Below are 13,597 nucleotides of genomic sequence, written 5' to 3' on the forward strand. Positions count from 1 at the left end.
CAGCGTAGGCGAGTCCGGTTGTGGCAGGGTAGGGCCGATGCGCGTCGCCGTGGTAGCCGGACCGGATCCCGGGCACTCGTTTCCGGCGATCGCGCTGTGCCAGCAATTCCGTGCGGCCGGTGACACCCCCACGCTTCTGACCGGCGTCGAATGGCTACAGGCCGCCGGTGCGGTCGGGATCAATGCCGTCGAGCTGGACGGTCTGGTGGCGACCGACGAGGACGAGGACGCCGGCGCCAGGATTCACCGGCGGGCGGCGCGGATGGCGCAGCTCATTGCGCCGACGTTGCGAGAGTTGGCGCCCGATCTGGTGGTGTCCGACGTCATCACCTCGGGTGGCGGCATGGCCGCAGAGCTGCTGGGCATTCCGTGGGTCGAACTCAACCCGCATCCGCTCTACCTGCCGTCGAAGGGGCTGCCACCGATCGGCAGCGGGCTGGCGCCGGGCGCCGGAGTTCGCGGTCGCCTGCGAGACGCCGTGATGCGCGCGCTGACGGCGCGGTCGGTGCGTGCGGGTCTGCGCCAGCGTGCCGCCGTGCGGCTCGAAATAGGACTGCCGGCCGACGATCCCGGGCCGTTGCGGCGGCTGATCGCCACGCTGCCGGCTTTGGAGGTGCCGCGTCCCGACTGGCCGGACGAAGCCGTAGTAGTAGGTCCGCTGCACTTTGAGCCGACCAAGCAGGTGCTGCAGATCCCTGCGGGATCGGGGCCGGTGGTGATGGTGGCACCGTCCACCGCGGCGACCGGCACCGTCGGGCTGGCCGAGCTGGCACTGGAAACCTTGATTCCGGGCGACACCCTGCCGGAAGGTGCGCGGCTGGTGGTGTCGCGCCTCGGCGGGGCTGACCTCACGCTGCCGCCGTGGGCGGTGGCGGGGTTAGGCCGGCAGGACGAGCTGCTGGCCCACACCGACCTAGTGGTCGGCGGAGGTGGACATGGTCTAGTGGCCAAGGCCTTGCTGGCCGCGGTGCCGCTGGTGGTGGTACCCGGAGGTGGCGATCAGTGGGAGATGGCCAACCGGGTGGTGCGCCAGGGCAGCGGGCGGCTTGTCCGCCCGCTGACCGCCCAGGCGCTCGTATCCGCGGTCGGCGAGGTGCTGGGGTCGCCGGGGTATCGCGAGGCCGCGCGGCGAGCTGCCGACAGCGGTGCGCAGGTGGCCGACCCGGTGCGGGTATGCCACGAAGCGCTTGCGTTGGCCGGGTAGCGGGCTGGGTATCTTGGCTGGCGTGCGGCTGACGGAGTTCAACGAGCGCGTGGTGTTGCGCTTTGGTGCCGCCTACGGCGCGTCGGTACTGGTCGACCACGTTTTGACCGGGTTCGGCGGGCGCACGGCCGCGCAGGCGATCGAGGACGGGGTAGAGCCGCGGGATGTGTGGCGAGCGTTGTGCGCGGACTTCGACGTGCCGCGCGATCAGTGGTGATGTCGGGGTCTGGCTGTTAGCCCCAAGGACGCCGAAGGGTCACGGCGACGTGACATTCGGCGCTAGACCGAGCCGCTTACAGCGCGCAATCACCGCATTTGCCACCGGCGGGAACGCGATAGTAGAGGCAGCAACTGTTGCGCCGGAAGCCCAGATCGGGACCGACGATCTCGCCGGTTCCGGCTAGTTCGCCGGTATCCAGCAGGGCGACGGTCATGCGGGTGATCGGTCCGCGGAGGTCAGGCCGTGCCGCGAGCAGCATTCTCGCGGTTCCGGCGAGTGCGGAGGCGATATTGCCGTAGCGCAGACCGGGGGCCAGGTCGGCTCGAAGACCGGCTGCGACTCGCTCCATATGGTCCTGCACGACGACGCGGTACAGGAGTTCGGGTGCGGGCGGTGCGGTTTCGCCGACGGGTTCGGGTAGGCGCAGTTGGGCGCTGCCGTCGGCCCGTTGCAGGTCGGTCAGGTCGGGCAGCACGCCGTGGGCCAGCACACAGGCCAACACGGGCGACCATAGCCGGGCGGCGTGGCCCAGGTGCACCAGTGAAGTGCCGATTCGGGGCTCGGGGCTGGCCAGGCGGGCGTTGGTCGCCTCGATCAGATCGGTGAAGCCGTCGGCGTAGGACGTGGTGACGGGGTGCCATCCCGATGGGTCGCCGCCCACTGTTACCGCGAAAAAACCTCCGTACCCGGAGATTTCGGCGAGCTGTGCGGAGATGTCCATGTGTCTTCTGTCGGCATGCTATCGGCCGATACCGGACGAAACAGACCCGCGCGGCGTGTCGAACTTGAGTCGAACAGATGTTCGGCTACTGTGGTGGCATTCGGAGATCTCGACTTGTCGGTGGCTCTCTCTAGTGTCACAGCCAACCGACCAACACCGGTCACCGAACACCGACAACAGGAGAGGCACCATGGCACAAGCCCCTGATCGCGAGAAGGCTCTCGAACTGGCGATGGCCCAGATCGAAAAGAGTTACGGCAAAGGCTCGGTGATGCGCCTCGGTGACGAGGTGCGTCAGCCGATTTCGGTCATCCCGACGGGGTCCATCGCGCTGGACGTCGCCCTGGGCATCGGCGGCCTGCCCCGTGGCCGGGTCATCGAAATCTACGGCCCGGAGTCCTCGGGTAAGACCACCGTGGCCCTGCATGCGGTGGCCAACGCCCAGGCCGCTGGCGGAGTCGCGGCGTTCATCGACGCCGAACACGCGCTAGACCCGGATTACGCCAAGAAGCTCGGCGTCGACACTGATTCGCTGTTGGTCAGTCAGCCTGACACGGGGGAGCAGGCGCTCGAGATCGCCGACATGCTGATCCGCTCGGGTGCGCTGGACATCCTGGTCATCGACTCGGTGGCCGCACTGGTGCCGCGCGCGGAGCTCGAAGGCGAGATGGGGGACAGCCACGTCGGGTTGCAGGCCCGTCTGATGAGCCAGGCGTTGCGGAAAATGACTGGCGCGCTCAATAATTCGGGCACCACCGCGATCTTCATCAACCAGCTGCGCGAAAAGATCGGCGTGATGTTCGGGAGTCCTGAGACGACGACCGGCGGTAAAGCGCTGAAGTTCTACGCGTCGGTGCGCATGGATGTGCGGCGGATCGAGACGCTCAAGGACGGGACCAATGCCGTCGGTAACCGCACCCGGGTCAAGATCGTCAAGAACAAAGTGTCGCCGCCGTTCAAGCAGGCCGAGTTCGACATTCTCTACGGCAGGGGTATCAGCAGGGAAGGCTCACTGATCGACATGGGAGTCGACCAGGGCTTCATCCGCAAGGCCGGGGCCTGGTTCACCTACGAGGGCGAACAGCTCGGCCAGGGCAAGGAGAACGCCCGCAACTTCCTGTTGGAGAACGGCGAAGTGGCCAACGAGATCGAGAAGAAAATCAAGGAAAAGCTCGGCATTGGTGCAGTGGTGACCGATGACAGCGTCCTGCCCGCCCCCGTCGACTTCTGAGTCGTCTCGCCGCGATGAGCAGGCGCGGGCCGTGTGCTTGCGCTTGCTCACCGCACGAGCGCGCACCAGAGCCGAACTGGCCGGTCAGCTAACCAAGAAGGGTTATCCCGACGACGTCAGCAACCGGGTACTCGACCGGCTGGCCGCCGTGGGCCTGGTCGACGACGCAGACTTCGCCGAGCAGTGGGTGCGGTCCCGGCGGACGAACGCGGGCAAGAGTAAGCGTGCGTTGGCCGCCGAGCTGCGCACCAAAGGCGTCGACAACGAGGTGATCAGCGGGGTACTCGGCGGGATCGATGCCGGTGCCGAGCGGGCGCAAGCCGAGCAGCTGGTGCGGACTCGGCTGCGTCGCGAGTTGCTGGGCGACGACGACACCAAGCTGACCCGCAGGTTGGTCGGGATGCTGGCCCGCCGCGGGTACAGCCAGACCGTCGCATGCGAGGCGGTGCTGGCCGAGTTGGCTGCCGAACGGGAGCGTCGGCGGGTCTAGCCGCCACGCTTTACTCCGTGCCGCCGGGACTTAGTCCGCGGCGGGTTGTCGAACGAACGCGGTCGCGTTCTGCTCTGCCCAGCGTCCAAACGAAATCGGTTCGCGGCCGAGAACCGACGCGACAGTCGTGGTGACACCGGCGAGCCGGCCGGCCCGGATTGCCTGGAAGATGCCAAGCCGGGCTTGGATCAGGGGCTCCGGGGTGCCCCATGCGGCCTGCTGACGATGATCCTCGGCCGGGGATATCGACTGGAAGCTGAGTTCTCGCCCAATGGTCGCACCGACTATGGCGGTCATCTCGGCGAAGTTCAGGGCTTCGGGCCCGGTGATTGGCAGCGACCGCCCCACGTAGTCGGGGTTGACCATCGCCTCGACAACGACGGCAGCGATGTCATCGGAATGGATGAACGGAATCCTGCCCTCGCCGGCGCAGCAGCTGACCACTCCTTGGGCTCTGATCGACGCTGCCCAGTTCAGAAAGTTGTCCATGAAACCGGACGGCTGGACGAAGGTGAACCCCAGCCCGCTGTTGCGGATCGCAGCTTCCCCTTCCTGGTGCCAAGCACCTGTTCCGACGCCGGGCCCAACGTCGTACGTGGATAGCTTCACCACCGTTCGCACCCCGGCCCGCCTCGCGATCTCGGCGGCGTTCTGATCGACCTTGGCAAGGTCTGGACCCGCGGTCACCAAGAACAACACAGTGACGCCCTCCAGCGCCTGTGACAACGAGGCCGAATCGGTGAGATCGCCGATTCGGGCATCAACGCCGTCTCCAAAGATCCCCCGAGCCTTATCGCGGTCGCGGACAAAGACACGGGTTCGCTCGCCCCGCCGAACAAGTTCCGTGGCCACCCGGCGGCCAATGTTGCCGGTAGCTCCCGTGACCAAATGCGAAAGCCCGACCCTATTTTCGCGCATTTCTTGCTCCTGTCGTGACGTCCCTGGTTCGGCAAGTCTCGGGCGCTACGGCGGAAAGCAATATCAATTGCTGTCAAGTAGCAGGAAAATTCCGCAATAGTGAGCGATATGACAGATAGCATCAGCAGCCCAGCGGTCCCGACACTGGACGCGACCGACCGCCGGCTACTGCATGCCCTCGGGATCAACTGCCGTGCGTCGTTCCGCCAGATCGCGGCCGTCCTCGGGGTGTCCGAGCAGACGGCCGCACGTCGGTATCGCAAGCTGCGGGACGGGGGCGTGGTGCGGGTCGTGATGATGCAGGCAACGAATCCGGCCGATCGCGGACAGCTAGTGCGCCTCGAGGTCGCGGCCCCCGCAGCACGCACGATCGCTGATGTCCTCGCCCGCCGCCCAGACGTCTCCTGGGTGCGACTAATGAATGCGGGCACCGAGATCCTGTTCGGCGTTCGGGCCCGAGCCCGCTCCGAACGCGACCTGCTGCTCCTCGATCAGCTGCCGCGCGTCGGCCGGATCCTGCGGATTGTCGTCTATTCGGTGCTGCACCATTTCCGAACGCCGGGAGAGGCAGACTGGTCCGGATTTCCGGACCGACTACAGGAACACGAGCGCCGGCAACTGCACACCGAATTCCCGCCAGATATGCCGACATTGGGCACCAAGCCGTCCGACCGGGCGATCGTCGACGAACTTGCCGACGACGGAAGAGCCAGCTATGCGCGGCTAGCCCAGGTGAGTGGCATGTCCGAGTCGGCGGTGGCCAGACGCTTGGAGGTGCTGATGAGTGCAGGGGCCCTGTACGGCGATGTCGATATCTCTCCGGAACTGTTGGGGTATCCCGCCGGGGCGGCGTTGTTCCTCGAAGTGGCCCCTGCCGCTGTGCCAGCGGTTGGTGCGCTGTTGGCCGGTCATTCACAGACGGCGTTCGTCGCCGCCGTGGGTGGCCCGGCGAACCTGATCGCCTCAATCCGGTGCCGCAATGTCGCGGAGATCTACGACTACGTCACTAATACCATCGGCGCCCTCGAAGGCGTCAACCGTCTCGAGGTGTCCACGGTGTCGCGCACCATCAAACACGCCCGCACGACCACCGACGAAGACCGCCTCACCGGCATCGTCGTGAATCCGCGAAACCGTAGACCAGCCGGTCGCCGTACCATGGCCCCGTGACTTCGACGGTGACGCCAGACGCAGCAAGTGATGCTGTGGCTGGTGGGGCGCGCACCTACCAGGTCCGCACCTATGGCTGTCAGATGAACGTCCACGACTCCGAGCGCCTGGCTGGCCTGCTCGAGGCGGCGGGCTACCAGCGCGCCGTCGACGAGACCGAAGCCGACATCGTCGTCTTCAACACGTGCGCCGTGCGGGAGAACGCCGACAACAAGCTCTACGGAAACCTCAGCCACCTCGCTCCGCGTAAGCGCAGCAATCCCGACATGCAGATCGCGGTCGGCGGGTGCTTGGCGCAGAAGGACCGCGACACCGTGCTACGCAAGGCGCCGTGGGTCGACGTCGTCTTCGGGACCCATAACATTGGCTCGCTGCCCACGCTGCTCGAACGCGCCCGGCACAACAACGCGGCCCAGGTGGAGATTGCTGAGGCGTTGCAGGCCTTCCCGTCATCGCTGCCCAGCGCCCGCGAATCCGCTTACGCCGCATGGGTTTCCATCTCAGTAGGCTGCAACAACAGCTGCACGTTCTGCATCGTCCCGTCCCTGCGGGGCAAAGAGGTCGACCGCAGCCCAGCCGACATTCTCGCCGAGGTGCGCTCACTGGTTGACGACGGCGTCCTCGAGATAACCCTGCTCGGCCAGAACGTCAACGCCTACGGCGTTTCATTCGCCGACCCCGCGATGCCTCGCAACCGCGGTGCCTTCGCGGAACTGCTCAAGGCCTGCGGTGATATCGACGGCCTGGAACGCGTCCGGTTCACCTCCCCGCACCCGGCCGAGTTCACCGACGACGTGATCGAGGCGATGGCGCAGACGCCGAATGTCTGCCCCGCGCTGCACATGCCGTTGCAGTCCGGATCGGACCGAATCCTGCGCGCGATGCGCCGCTCTTACCGCGCCGAGCGCTACCTCGGCATCATCGAGCGAGTCAGGGCGGCCATGCCGCATGCCGCCATCACCACCGACCTGATCGTCGGCTTTCCCGGCGAGACCGAGGAGGATTTTGCGGCCACACTCGACGTCGTGGCCCACGCTCGCTTCGCCGCGGCGTTCACCTTCCAGTACTCGCAGCGCCCCGGCACCCCGGCCGCTGATCTACCCGATCAGTTGCCGAAAGCCGTTGTGCAGGAACGCTATTTGCGTCTTGTCGAGCTGCAGGAGCGAATCTCTCTTGAGCACAACCGCGCCACCGTCGGCCGCACCGTCGAACTTCTGGTCGCCACCGGGGAGGGGCGTAAGGACGCCAGCACCGCGCGGATGAGTGGCCGGGCGCGTGACGGCAGGCTGGTCCACTTCGCGCCCCGCGACCGGACCGGCACCGCCAACGGCGACCGGGCCGACGTCGGAACCGGCGACCGGCAAGTGCGTCCCGGCGACATCGTCACCGTCCAGATCACCGACGCAGCACCACACCATCTCATCGCCGATGCGGGCATCCTTACCCACCGCCGCACCCGAGCCGGTGACGCGCACGCAGCAGGGCGCAAACCCAGCAGCGGAGTCGGCCTGGGCATGCCCACGATCGGGCTGCCTGCCGTCCCGACCCAACCGGTCGGCTGCAGCGGATAGGCTGCAATAGGCATGGACGGAGAGACAGAAGTGGCGGATTTCGACGCCTACCGGTCCGAGATCGAGGCCGCCGAACGGCGTGTGGCGCGTGAAATTGACCCTGGTGCAAGGGCTCTGGTCGTAGCAATCCTGGTGTTCGTATTGGTGGGGTCGTTCGTGCTGCCGCACACCGGCAGCGTGCGCGGCTGGGACATGCTGTTCAACACCCATGGCGCGGCCCAAACCGTGGTCGCGCTGCCGTTGCGGGTTTACGCCTGGTTGGCGCTGGTATTCGGGATTGGTTTCTCGACGCTGGCGCTGCTGACCCGGCGGTGGGCGGTGGCGTGGGTGGCGCTGGCCGGTTCGGCGCTAGCCAGCGGAGCCGGGATGCTGGCCGTCTGGTCGCGCCAGACGGTGCCACTGGGCCATCCAGGCCCGGGCATCGGTCTGATCGTCTCCTGGATCACGGTGATCCTGCTGAGTTTCCACTGGGCCCGCGTGGTGTGGCAGCGCACCATCGTGCAACTGGCTGCCGAGCAGGAAAGGCGCCGGGTGGTCGCCGAAGTCGAGTCCAAGACCGTCCTGGGCCGCCCGCCGGAGCCGGATCCGCCCGCCAGCGCGGTCGACCCCGACCCGGACGACCGCTAAGACGGAACGACCGCTACGACCTGCGCGTCAGCGCCTTCGCGGCGGCGTCAGCCCACTGCCGCCACTGCTCGGCGTTCGCCTTGGCCTGTTCGGCTTCCTTCGTCTTGCCTGCGGCTTCGGCCTTCGCTGCCTGCTGTTCGTACTGCTCGGCGCGCGACCGGAACTGCTCGGCGCGGGCCTGTGCCTGGGGGTCGGCCCAGTCCGACTCGCCGGCGTCGCGCACCTTCTTCTCAATCGTCCGCAGCCGCCGTTCCAGATCAGCCGACCGTTCCCGCGGCACCTTGCCGATCGCATCCCACTTGTCCGCGATCGTGCGGAGCGCGGCGCGCGCCGCGTCGTGGTTGCTGGTGTCGATCTTCTCCGCCTCAGCCAACAGGGCTTCTTTGGCAGCAGCATTGGCTCGTTGCTCGGCATCTTTTTCCGCCGTGACGGCGTTACGTGCCTTGAAGAACGTGTCCTGAGCAGCCTTGAACCTGCGCCACAGCGCGTCGTCGACGTCCTTGCTCGCGCGTCCCGCCGCCTTCCATTCCGTCAACAGCTTGCGGAACTCGGCGCTGGTAGCTGTCCAGTCCGTCGAATCGGACAGCGCTTCGGCACGCTCGCACAGCCGCTCCTTGGACTGGCGGATGCCCGATCGTTCCCGGTCCAGCTCGGCAAAGTGGGAACCGCGCCGCCGGTTGAAGGTCTCTCGGGCGGTGGAGTAGCGCTTCCACAACGCGTCGTCGACCTTGCGGTCCAGGCCGCTGATCGTCTTCCACTCGTCGAGGATGGCCCGCAGGCGGTCGCCGGCGACCTTCCAATGCGTCGAGTTGGCGGCCAGATCCTCCGCTTCGGCGGCGAGCGCCTCCTTGCGCGCGGTCTGGGAGATCCGATGTTCTTCACGCCTGGACCGATGGGCCGTCACATACACATCAATGCGCGCCTGAATATCGTCAAGCCGGCGGGCGATCGCATCCACATCGCCCAGCACCGCCGCTGTCGGCAACGTCTCGGCTAAAGCCGCCGCGTTGGCGTTGATCTTGCGCGGATCACCGGTCCCGGACACCAGCCGCTCTTCCATCAGCGTGACCTCGGTGCTGAGGTCATCGAAACGCCGCCCGAAATGCGAAAACGCGGCTTCCGGGTCACCGGCCTGCCACGAGCCGACGACGCGCTCACCGGACGCGCTGATCAACCACACGGTCCCGTCGTCGTCGACCCGTCCGAACTTGTGCGGATCGCTGGGCGGGTTCTTCGACACATGGTGGGCGACCGGTGGCCGAGCGCCCGCCGCAGATCCCGGCGCCGGACCGGGGCGAGGCCCGGGGCGCGGACCCGGACGTGGGCCAGGTACCGGCCTGGCGGGTGTTTCACTGATCGACTGTGCTGTGTCGTTGCCGCTGGGCTGGTCACCCGTCATTGCGCTCGTCCTATCCTTCTCCGTCACGCGGTCGCGATCCCGCGCAGCTGCCGCGCGAAGCGGCACCCAAACGGTCGACAGCTCGAGTCTGACGACCGGATTCCCACAAACTATTCAAGCAGTTTGGCAGGCGGTGCGCGGCCACCTTCCGGCACCGATGCTTTCAAGCGGGTGTGATTACGGGCGACGGGGGAGCGTAACGAATCGGTTCCCGTTGGATTGCGCCCGTCGGCGGCCTCGCCCGGCCGGGTACCGTAACGGTGGATGTTTCTGGGCTCGAACCACAGCTGCTACACAGCCGGCCCTGGGTGGGGCTCAGTTTCATGAGCAAGGCTCTTGGGTCGGAGGCAACACGTTCGGGAGGCTTCGAAAAGCGCGAAACGAGTTAGCAACCGGCTAAAGCACTGTCCAGAGTGTATGCAGGGCCATACAGTATTCAGTGAACCGCCAGCGAACATCAGGTGTACGCAGACCTGGCCGGGGGACGCTGGCGGCGAAGTTGGGAATGAGGGTCACCCATGTCAATGGTTGGTATCGCCGGGATCATCGCCCTGATCGCGGCGCTGGCCTCGGCGACCGGCGACGTGATCCGTCAGCGCTCGGCGCACGAGATCACCGACGAACAGGTCGGCCATCTCAAGCTCTTCGGTATGTCCCTGCGCGACGCCCGTTGGTGGACGGGTGGGCTCTGCGCGATCCTCAACTACAGCCTGCAAGCAGTGGCGCTGATCTGGGCGTCGGTGATGCTGGTGACCGCCCTGCAGGTGACGGCGCTGCTCTTTGCCTTGCCCATCTACGCACGCCTGACGCATCATCGGATCACCCGCTCGGAGTGGACTTGGGCGGTCGTGCTGGCCGCATCCCTGGCGGTGGTTATCACGGTGGGCGATCCGACGGCCGGTCATGACCGGGCGCCGCTGTCTACGTGGCTGATCGTGGCCCTGGTGATGGGGCCCTTGCTGGTGTCCTGTGTGATCGCGGCAAAGGTGTGGTCAGGGCGTCCGCAGGCGGCGGTCCTGCTGGCGTTCGTCGCAGGTTCCTCACTGGCCCTGTTCGCCGTGCTGACCAAGGGTGTGGTCGACGTGCTGCACACGCGCGGCTTCGTGGCCGCCGTAACCGCACCGGAGTTCGTTCCCTGGCTGGTCATGATGTTGTGCGGAATGATCTTCCAGCAGTCGGCCTTCCGCGCCGGCGCGTTGACGGCGTCATTGCCCACGATGACGGTAGCCAAGCCCGTGGTCGCCACGGTGCTAGGTATCACCGTCCTGGGCGAGACACTGCTCGCCGACGGTTTCGAATGGGTCGGGTTAGGTGCGGCGGTCGCCATGGTGATCGCCGCGACCGTGGCACTGGCTCGTGGCGAAGCCGCCACGATTGAAGCAGAAGCAGAAGCAGAAGCAGAAGCAGAAGCAGAAGCAGAAGCCGAGGCCGAGGCCCACGGCGATCCGGCGCAATCCTCCACCGCCCCGGCGATCGTGGCCGAGGGCTCGGGGTGGCGGCCGTCCACCGGGTAGCGCCCAGAAGCTAGTTTTGTGGCGTGTTGAGCGCGATCGCGATCATCCCGTCCGCGCCGGTGCTCGTTCCCGAACTCGCCGGTACGGCCGCCGCCGAGACGCGGGAACTGCGGACGGCAATGCTGGACGCCGCCGCCACCTTGCCAGCGCGCTGGATCGGGTTAGGCATCGCAGGTGTGGATGCGACCCTGGGCCCCGATTGTGCCGGTACCCTCGCGGGATTCGGCGTCGACGTGCCGGTTGCTCTCACGCCAGGCATCACGTCGCAAACGGAACTGCCGTTGTGCGCGTTGATGGCCGGGTGGGTTCGTGGCCAGGCCTGCCCGGACGGCAGTGTGCAAGTGCGGGCATATGCCGCCGACCGAACCGCCGCCGATGCCCTCGCGCTCGGCCGCCGGTTGCGCGCCGAGATCGACCGCGAACCCGAGTCGTTCGGCGTGCTGGTCGTCGCCGACGGCGTCAATACCCTGACACCGAGCGCACCCGGGGGCTACGACCCCAGCGGCGCCGATGCGCAACTGGCCCTCGATAACGCGCTCGCCACCGGTGACACCGACGCACTGACTCGGCTGCCGGACCCGGTCCGGGGCCGGGTCGCCTTCCAGGTGCTGGCCGGCCTGGCCGAACCCGGGCCTCGATCGACCAAAGAGCTCTACCGTGGGGCGCCGTACGGGGTGGGTTACTTCGCCGGTGTCTGGCAACCGTGAGGCCGCTGGCGATCATCGGTCCGACCGGCACCGGCAAATCGCAACTGGCACTCGACATCGCGGACCGGCTGGGTGGGCAGACAGAAATCGTCAACGCCGATGCGATGCAGCTCTACCGCGGCATGGACATCGGGACCGCCAAGTTGCCCATCGCCCAGCGTCGCGGCATCCCGCACCATCAGCTCGACGTCCTCGATGTCACCGAAACCGCCACCGTTGCCCGCTATCAGCAGGCGGCCATCGCCGACATCGAAGCGATCGCAGCCCGTGGCGCACTACCGGTCGTGGTCGGCGGGTCGATGCTCTACATCCAGTCGCTACTGGACGAGTGGTCATTCCCGGCAACCGATCCCGCCGTGCGGGCCCGATGGGAGCAGCGCCTGGCTGAGGTCGGGGTGAGTCGGCTGCACGAGGAGTTGGCACGCCGGGATCCGGCTGCGGCCGCCGCGATCCTGCCTACCGACGGGCGGCGCACGGTGCGGGCGTTGGAGGTCATCGAGCTCACCGGGCGGCCGTTCGCCGCCTCCGCGCCGCAGATCGGCGCCCCGCGCTGGGGCACTGCCATCGTCGGGCTGGATTGCGACACAACGGTTCTCGACGAGTGGTTGGTGCGGCGCACCGAGCGGATGTTCGACGAAGGATTGGTCGACGAGGTACGGATGCTGCTGGGGCGCGGGCTGCGCGACGGCGTCACCGCTGCCCGTGCGCTGGGTTACGCGCAGGTGATCGCGGCACTGGACGCCGGCGGCACGGCCGAGTTGCTCGATGCCGCGCGGCAGCAGACCTTCTTCGGCACCCGACGCTATGTACGACGGCAGCGATCCTGGTTCCGCCGGGACCACCGGGTGCGTTGGATCGATGCGACGGCGGCAGACGTCGTGGACAGAGCTCTACAAGCGTGGCGGCAAGTAGGCTGATTTCGTGTTTTTCGCCAAGGGCCACGGCACCCAGAACGACTTCGTGCTGCTGCCCGATGTGGATTGCCGAATCGCCTTGCCCGCGGCCAAGGTTGCCGCGTTGTGCGATCGGCGCCGCGGCCTGGGCGCCGACGGTGTCCTGCGGGTCACCACCGCTGCCGCCGCGCTGGCCGGCGGCGTGCTCGATCGCCTGCCCGACGGCGTGCGGCCCGACGACTGGTTCATGGATTACCGCAACGCTGATGGCTCGACCGCGCAGATGTGCGGCAACGGCGTGCGGGTGTTCGCCCACTACCTGCGCGTCAGCGGGCTGGAGGCACGCGACGAGTTTGTGGTCGGATCCCTTGCCGGTCCGCGGCAGGTGACGCTGCATCACGTCGACCCGACCAACGCCGACGTCGCCGTCGACATGGGCAAGGCGAACAAACTGGGCAGCGGCGAAGCGATCATCGGTGGCAGGCGGTTCGCCGGCGTTGCCGTCGACGTGGGCAATCCGCACCTGGCGTGCGTCGATCCGCAGCTGACTCCCGCAGCACTCGCCGCGCTGGATGTCGCCGCGCCGGTCAGCTTCGATGCCCAGCAGTTCCCCGACGGCGTCAACGTTGAGGTTCTCACTGCACTCGCCGACGGCGAGGTCACCATGCGCGTGCACGAACGCGGCGTCGGCGAAACCCGGTCGTGTGGCACCGGGACGGTGGCGGCCGCCGTCGCGGCGCTAGCCGCCGCGGGCGCCGAGACCGGGACGCTCACCGTGCACGTTCCCGGTGGCGACGTCGTCGTCACTATCGCCGACGCCACCAGCGTGCTGCGTGGCCCCTCGGTTCTGGTGGCGCGCGGTGAACTCGCCGACACCTGGTGGGACTCGCTGGCCTGATATTCAGGTGCGTCACCGCCCATGACGTGCCACC

14 protein-coding genes are annotated in these 13,597 nt (G+C 67.3%); 11 read left to right on the forward strand and 3 right to left on the reverse strand.

Annotation, left to right across the window (positions count from 1 at the left end):
• The first annotated feature begins 37 nt into the window (after positions 1-37).
• On the forward strand, positions 38-1,204 hold the full coding sequence (locus tag H0P51_RS10915) for a glycosyltransferase (protein WP_180918006.1): 1,167 nt from the start codon (positions 38-40) through the stop codon (positions 1,202-1,204).
• Positions 1,205-1,226: 22 nt separating this feature from the next.
• The gene (locus H0P51_RS10920) at positions 1,227-1,421 is read left to right on the forward strand and encodes a DUF3046 domain-containing protein (RefSeq protein ID WP_425488987.1); all 195 of its coding nucleotides are present in this window, start codon (positions 1,227-1,229) and stop codon (positions 1,419-1,421) included.
• Positions 1,422-1,497: 76 nt separating this feature from the next.
• Here the strand turns inward: H0P51_RS10920 and H0P51_RS10925 are convergent, their stop codons facing one another.
• Complete coding sequence (locus H0P51_RS10925) at positions 1,498-2,145, reverse strand: (2Fe-2S)-binding protein (protein ID WP_180918007.1); 648 nt, start codon at positions 2,143-2,145, stop codon at positions 1,498-1,500.
• A gap of 190 nt (positions 2,146-2,335) precedes the next feature.
• Here H0P51_RS10925 and recA point away from each other — a divergent pair, with 190 nt between their 5' ends.
• On the forward strand, positions 2,336-3,376 hold the full coding sequence (recA, locus tag H0P51_RS10930; protein WP_180918009.1) for a recombinase RecA: 1,041 nt from the start codon (positions 2,336-2,338) through the stop codon (positions 3,374-3,376).
• A complete protein-coding gene (gene recX / locus H0P51_RS10935; RefSeq protein WP_180918011.1) occupies positions 3,342-3,866 on the forward strand; it encodes a recombination regulator RecX in 525 nt (174 codons plus the stop codon). The genes recA and recX overlap by 35 nt, the downstream gene beginning before the upstream one ends.
• 30 nt (positions 3,867-3,896) lie before the next feature.
• On the opposite strand, the gene H0P51_RS10940 is transcribed toward recX, so the two are convergent.
• Complete coding sequence (locus H0P51_RS10940; RefSeq protein WP_180918012.1) at positions 3,897-4,784, reverse strand: SDR family oxidoreductase; 888 nt, start codon at positions 4,782-4,784, stop codon at positions 3,897-3,899.
• A 108-nt stretch (positions 4,785-4,892) separates the two neighbouring features.
• Between H0P51_RS10940 and H0P51_RS10945 the strand changes: the two genes are divergently transcribed.
• The 3 genes from H0P51_RS10945 (at position 4,893) to H0P51_RS10955 (ending at position 8,152) form a co-directional block, all read left to right on the forward strand.
• Positions 4,893-5,954 (forward strand): Lrp/AsnC family transcriptional regulator, encoded by a 1,062-nt coding sequence (locus H0P51_RS10945; RefSeq protein WP_180918014.1) that lies wholly within the window; start codon positions 4,893-4,895, stop codon positions 5,952-5,954.
• Between the two features lie 83 nt (positions 5,955-6,037).
• A complete protein-coding gene (miaB, locus tag H0P51_RS10950) occupies positions 6,038-7,525 on the forward strand; it encodes a tRNA (N6-isopentenyl adenosine(37)-C2)-methylthiotransferase MiaB (RefSeq protein WP_246398783.1) in 1,488 nt (495 codons plus the stop codon).
• 12 nt (positions 7,526-7,537) lie between these two features.
• The gene (locus tag H0P51_RS10955; RefSeq protein ID WP_180918018.1) at positions 7,538-8,152 is read left to right on the forward strand and encodes an Rv2732c family membrane protein; all 615 of its coding nucleotides are present in this window, start codon (positions 7,538-7,540) and stop codon (positions 8,150-8,152) included.
• Between the two features lie 13 nt (positions 8,153-8,165).
• Here the strand turns inward: H0P51_RS10955 and H0P51_RS10960 are convergent, their stop codons facing one another.
• The gene (locus H0P51_RS10960; RefSeq protein ID WP_180918020.1) at positions 8,166-9,551 is read right to left on the reverse strand and encodes a DUF349 domain-containing protein; all 1,386 of its coding nucleotides are present in this window, start codon (positions 9,549-9,551) and stop codon (positions 8,166-8,168) included.
• Between the two features lie 518 nt (positions 9,552-10,069).
• Here H0P51_RS10960 and H0P51_RS10965 point away from each other — a divergent pair.
• Genes H0P51_RS10965 through dapF form a run of 4 tightly spaced genes read left to right on the forward strand, consistent with a single transcriptional unit; the run spans position 10,070 to position 13,563 of the window.
• Positions 10,070-11,065 carry a DMT family transporter gene (locus H0P51_RS10965; protein ID WP_180918022.1) on the forward strand — a complete coding sequence of 332 codons (996 nt, stop codon included), beginning with the start codon at positions 10,070-10,072 and terminating at the stop codon, positions 11,063-11,065.
• 23 nt (positions 11,066-11,088) lie between these two features.
• Positions 11,089-11,772 carry a class III extradiol ring-cleavage dioxygenase family protein gene (locus tag H0P51_RS10970; RefSeq protein ID WP_180918024.1) on the forward strand — a complete coding sequence of 228 codons (684 nt, stop codon included), beginning with the start codon at positions 11,089-11,091 and terminating at the stop codon, positions 11,770-11,772.
• The gene (gene miaA / locus H0P51_RS10975) at positions 11,769-12,689 is read left to right on the forward strand and encodes a tRNA (adenosine(37)-N6)-dimethylallyltransferase MiaA (RefSeq protein WP_180918026.1); all 921 of its coding nucleotides are present in this window, start codon (positions 11,769-11,771) and stop codon (positions 12,687-12,689) included. The genes H0P51_RS10970 and miaA overlap by 4 nt, the downstream gene beginning before the upstream one ends.
• A 4-nt stretch (positions 12,690-12,693) precedes the next feature.
• On the forward strand, positions 12,694-13,563 hold the full coding sequence (gene dapF / locus H0P51_RS10980; RefSeq protein WP_180918028.1) for a diaminopimelate epimerase: 870 nt from the start codon (positions 12,694-12,696) through the stop codon (positions 13,561-13,563).
• The last annotated feature ends 34 nt before the right edge of the window (positions 13,564-13,597 follow it).

Source organism: Mycobacterium vicinigordonae, from assembly GCF_013466425.1.
GTDB classification, from domain to species: domain Bacteria; phylum Actinomycetota; class Actinomycetes; order Mycobacteriales; family Mycobacteriaceae; genus Mycobacterium; species Mycobacterium vicinigordonae.